The sequence below is a fragment of the Cryomorphaceae bacterium genome, assembly GCA_007695365.1.
Classification (GTDB): Bacteria; Bacteroidota; Bacteroidia; order Flavobacteriales_D; family SKUL01; genus SKUL01.
Window position 1 is genome coordinate 1 of sequence record REDV01000015.1, and the last position, 5,515, is coordinate 5,515.

Below are 5,515 nucleotides of genomic sequence, written 5' to 3' on the forward strand. Positions count from 1 at the left end.
GCGTCATACTTCTCCCAGTTCAACTCTTTCATCACATCTACTATTTGCCAGTCGTCTCGCAACCGATCAGTAATTCGACCAATAGTTGGAGTCACATTCCTCACAACTTCATTTAAAATTCCGTGAGCCTTTCTGGCGATATACTGGCTTTCCCGAAGCTGACGATCTATAAAATCATCTGGAATGTCTTTACTGTACATCAGTAACTTCCGGCACTTTGTTTTAGACATCTTATTGTTTTCTTTCGACTTCAGGTGCTTTTCTACACGTGCTTTAAAACTTTCAAACTCCGAATCAGACAGTTTGCGCTCAAGAAACTCAATAGCCGTGTCATTACTCTTTTCTTCATTCCAGCTCCTTTCACATAGTACTTTGTTGCTAAATGAATCATCAAACAGTTTAGCTTGAGGAATAATGTGATCTATATCGTACTTCGGGCTGAATATATCGGCTCGTTGAATTGGCTTGCCGGAGTATATCGAGGTATGTCCCGACTCTTCCCAAAGCTTGTATCGGATGATGTCATTCTTCGATACCTTTTTCATTCCGAAATCTGATTTTAACTTTTTCCGGATTTTTTCATTCTCCTCAGTCGCTTTAGCAATACCTTCGGTCATCTTCTTTCTTTCATCCGCACTACTTTTAAGCTCACGCATCATCTCTATTCTAATTTCATCCGGCCTTCCCATTTCAGGATGATCGAGAATTGCGTTGATCTGATTAATCATTTGATTCAGTATTTTCTCAACGATTGGATTTCTCAAGGAGTTCTTTGGCAGCAAATCAAGATTATTCTTAAGTGCTTTATTTTTAATTTCTTCTGCGGTCATCGAACTGCTGTGGTTATAACCAGCAAGGACACATGCCTTGTCATAAATATGCCCATCGTACATGTTTGGTAATATTTTGCGAATTGCCTTTGCGCTCAGACTGCCATGAGTGCTTTCAAAGGTTGTCCCCGCGAAAACAGATGCCGCCATATCATTGAACCGATATTTTTCGACAAGCCGCGCTTTGAGTTTCTCAATATCTTCGGCAGAATATAACATGTGCCAAAACTGATACGTGGGATGTTTATCGAAATCATTGTCCGAAAAGTCAATTTCGAAACGCAGCATTTCCGTCTCAAAACCAAGATGGTCGAAGTGCTTGATGATTTCAACGTGCCTTTCAATCGGATTTGAAATAGACGACAAGTCATACCCTTCGTATTCCAAAACTTTAAGACACCGGTCGGTAATAGCAGCAAAAGTTCTATTGCCCTCAATTTTTTTGAACTTGATCTTAGCCTGATCCTTCTTCTCATAACCAAGAAGTTTTAGAAATTCTGCGTCCGAAATTCCATCAACATGGCGCAGCCATCTATTGAGGTAGGCGCGATCATCATCTCCCAGAATAAACTCACCTTTCTCCTTGGTCGAAATCACAATATTATTCAGGTTCTGCAGTATCCTAAATTCCTGGTACAGCGGTGAAGGTTTAGGTATGGCTTTATGGTATTTTTCAAACTCGCATTCAGAAATCAAATGCTTTTGCGACTTCAGTCTTCTTTGATAGAAAATAATCACATCTCTTAACTCTTCTTTCAGTTCTGCGGTCAATTGGGGATGAACTTTTTGCTGTACACTCCACACCCTTTCAAACTCATCAAGATAATCTTGCCGATAAAAAACCTGCTTTTTAAGCCTTGCGTGTGGGTTCATTTTGACCTGTTCGTACAAATACTGACCTACGGTTTGATTGTTGAAATACAATTTCTTACTTCGATCACTGATTTCGCCCAAATAACCGCTTGATGATCCGATTTGTCGATTGATGTCAACCATGATTGATGCGACTTCAGTCAATAAGAGTTTTTCATCTAAACCTCTTTTTCTTAGCTCATACAGCTTAAGCCGTTTGGCCTTCGAATCACCTTTGATTTCTGCTTGTTCAGTACCAATTTCATTTCGAAAAATGTAATCGGTCGCCTTCGTTGTAGCACCGGTTATCTTCTCAAAATTTTCAGGAGTAAGGTGTTCTGGATAATTCTTAGATTGAAAATTCCATATTCGCTCAAGTTCGTTTTGCAAATCCGAGCGATAGAAATCAGGCAACCTTTTTCGACCTTTTTTGAGTTCGTCAAATGAGTACGCACCAGGTGTTGTATTCTGCTCATACAACAATTTTGCAATACCCATTGCATCGATAGCAGTGCCAGCCTCTTCGCCTTGAGCACGTCGATTACTCTTGTAACCTCTTTTCTTGTTTAGCATTAGCAACACTCTTGCAAAATCATTCAACGATATTGGCTCTGTCGCTGATTGAGATCGTAACTTCAGTGTCTCAAAAGTGCTTCCTGAACCCTGCTCCACTAGTAATGCATTGTCTGTAATAATGCCATTCTTCTTTAACACATCAATCAAGTTCTGACGTCTGAGCTTAAACCGTTGTAAATTCCTTCGGGCACCCCTCATTTTAGTCCTTCCGGCATTCATTGAAAGCCCCATTCCTTTTTCAAAATCTTTGATAGGTTCTCTCGATTCAGATATTTTGCCTTTAGCATCCTTTTTGACAACATTATCTCCATAGTGGATAACCCTGACTCCTGATTTTACAATTCTCGACTGTTCTGAATCCGTCTCAGCCTCGTGAACAAAAGCCCAACCAATACTCCCTGAACCCAAATCCAATCCTAAAATTTTTTTCATGACGAAAAATGTTTAATTTCGTAACTTAATTTGAAGCGATTCACAATAAGGATTATTCCGTTGTGAAAACATTTAAAGCGGCCTGCGGGTCGCTTTTTTTTATCTGCCTAATAAAACGGGCAACAAGTTAGAAATTTTTTTCTTTTTTCAAAAGCAGCTGATTGGTTGTGAGATGAAACAGGGATTTTGTTGCCAACAACACAGCATTACGTAACGGTGCCAGATACGCTAGCCGGCCTACCTGGATACATCGATATAAATGAAAAGGAGATAATCCGAAGTTGGCTTTGTGAGCCAAACCGGGTGTGTTTTAAGAGTGCCTCTGGTTACTCCGAAAACAGTGCTACGTAACTTCAGGTTAGACTTGTTGAGAAGGGCGCGCTAATGTAACCTCAAACTCCAAACCCAGCGCATCCTGCATTCTGGCCAGCATATTCCAGCTCGGTTTTCTATCGCCCATGAATAGCTGGGTAATGAATGAGGCAGAAGTACCTACTTTTTGCGACAGTTCTTTTTTCGAAATATGCCGGGCTTCCATTTCTGCATCTACCAACCCCAGAAATTTCATGGCCAATATACCCGCGTTGTGCTCGGTTTTTTCTTCTGCCGAAAGTTCGTTGAAGCTGTTTTCGAATAACTCTTTTATGTTTCCGCTCGTTCCCATTGCGTTCTTCGATTTTGCAATCACCACAAAAGAGATGCTCATTGCACAACGCCAAAATTAAGCAATAAGTTAATTTCCTGTAGTGTTTTTCATCCTTATATTACACATTTGTGGTCCGGCCATTCGTCCAGCCTAAATACAGGAATTGAGATTCATACAGGGGCTTATGTCAACTAAATACCACATTACTCAACAGGACAGGGTTGCCTCAGGCGCCATACCTTAAACCCTCCCACCAAAACACACCGAAAGGTTGCGCGCTATCTCTTTCCCAATCAGATGGATGGTCTTCCTGGAGATGTCTTGCTGCGCCGCCAGATTGGTGAATTCCTGAACGCTTGTTGCTACCCTTTCAATCAGCTCATTGTGGCGCTTGATACCCACTTTTCTGGCAACGGCCTGAAGGTCTGATTTCTGTATGCTGTTTACTTTTTGGTTGATGGATATCTTGTGCGGAATATCAAAGCTCTGATAGGGGTCAAGAGGGTAGGTCAGGTCATAAGCCGGCGACAGTGACCATTGCCCCCCGGGGTTCATCAGGAAGGAGAAATTTTTGGTGTGGTCATCGCGGTTGGACGCCAACACGTTGAAAGTCATTTGCAGAAACAGTTGTTCTTGTTGGGGGTAAGGCAGCTTGAGGAATGCCATGATTCTAAAAATGTCTTCGTACCCAAACTCGTTGTTCCGGCCAAAAAAGCCGGTGAGGGCATTGACCGTTTGCTTGTGTAGTTTTTGGTTGTTCACCCTATCGAAGCGCTTGCTGGCAAAATGCACCCGGTCTGCGTGAAAAATCAACCTTGATTCTGCTACGTTGATTCCGGCATTTCGGGCCATCTGGTTGTACACGAATTCTACGCGGTTCTTTTCCCGCGACCAAAGGTTTTGACGGTCGTGTTCCAACTTTACGATGAAATAATCTGCTGGCCCCGTGTAGCCTTGATCACCCGCCAAAAACTTCTGCTCACCACTGTTTTCTTCACCCACAATGGCCAGCAACACCTTGGCTTGAGCCCCTCCAACCGACGAGCCTATGGAAAGGATATTTTGCAATGCTTTGGGGTTGAGCAGGTAATCTGCATGGTGGTATTCACCCTTGATGATTTGGTCTGAAATCAGTGCCAACTCCTCCGGGTTCAGTTCGCTTTCTGCCGAATGTATTTTCTTGCTCACGTGGTACTCCAACGCGCCAATACCGCCATGACCCGTGTAGAGAAGTCGCTCAACGGGGTTGATTTTTCTGGTATTCAGGTTTTGGTGTTCCGCCCATTCTTTAAACACGATGTTGCCAAACGAATCGGGAAGTGAGTCGTTGAACAAGGGAATCATGCCCTCAAAACGCGTATGGAAATCAAACCCGTACAGAAACTCCTCTTTGTTGGCATGCAATACCGGTGAAAGATTGAAGTTGGCTTTGAGATAATCGGGGTCGGGTTCAAAAACGGCGGCGTTGTTTGACTCATCCCATGTGAGGTAGCCTACCGTGGTGTTCCATATGGTGACTTTGGCTGAGCTCATTTGTTTTCTTTCATAAACCGCTCTTTGGGTGAAACCGAAGAACCCGAAAGCACTTCCATTAGCTTTTCGGTTTTGTTGAACACTTTGAGTATCTTCACAAAAGTGAGCAGCGAAGTCCCTTTACCCGTCTCTATTTCGCTGATATGCTTGCGGCTTACCCCCACTTTGCCTGCGAGATCTGACTGGCTCCATTTCCTGATTTTGCGGAGCGCTTTCAGTTTCACTCCGATTTCTTCCACAATTTCACCATCTAATTTCGCAAACACTTCCATTTTGGAACATTTTGGTTACAAATATACGTCTTACACCCATAATGTAACCTATTTGTGTCATATTTCGCGATGGATCATCCCGAATACTCCAAAATGTGTTTCTATCAAAATACCCTACCGGGGCTTCGGGACCGCACAAGTAAAGTGTGGCTTCGGCTTGTGCCTCGCCTATATAATCACCCGAAAATCAAGCGCGCGGAAATGATTTCCCATTTAACCAGATTCGAGAATCCCGAATGCCCCAAAGAAAGAATACGGTGGAATCAAAATGTGATTGCGGGGCTTCGGGATCGGCACAAGTAAAGTGTGGCATCGGCTAGTGCCTCGCCTATATAATCACCCGAAAATCAAGCGCGCGGAAATGATTTCCCATT

4 protein-coding genes are annotated in these 5,515 nt (G+C 43.0%); all 4 read right to left on the reverse strand.

Translation table 11 applies throughout. The features are described 5' to 3' along the window. Positions 1–2,690, reverse strand: a 2,690-nt coding sequence (cas9, locus tag EA392_00300; protein ID TVR42497.1) for a type II CRISPR RNA-guided endonuclease Cas9, incomplete at its 3' end; no start/stop codon positions are given. Between the two features lie 358 nt (positions 2,691–3,048). After that, a complete protein-coding gene (locus EA392_00305) occupies positions 3,049–3,396 on the reverse strand; it encodes an XRE family transcriptional regulator (GenBank protein ID TVR42498.1) in 348 nt (115 codons plus the stop codon). 180 nt (positions 3,397–3,576) lie between these two features. Further along, positions 3,577–4,869, reverse strand: coding sequence for a type II toxin-antitoxin system HipA family toxin (locus EA392_00310; GenBank protein ID TVR42499.1), 1,293 nt, complete (start codon positions 4,867–4,869; stop codon positions 3,577–3,579). Then, positions 4,866–5,141 (reverse strand): helix-turn-helix domain-containing protein, encoded by a 276-nt coding sequence (locus tag EA392_00315; GenBank protein ID TVR42500.1) that lies wholly within the window; start codon positions 5,139–5,141, stop codon positions 4,866–4,868. Before EA392_00315 ends, EA392_00310 begins: the two co-directional genes overlap by 4 nt. Between the last annotated feature and the right edge of the window lie 374 nt (positions 5,142–5,515).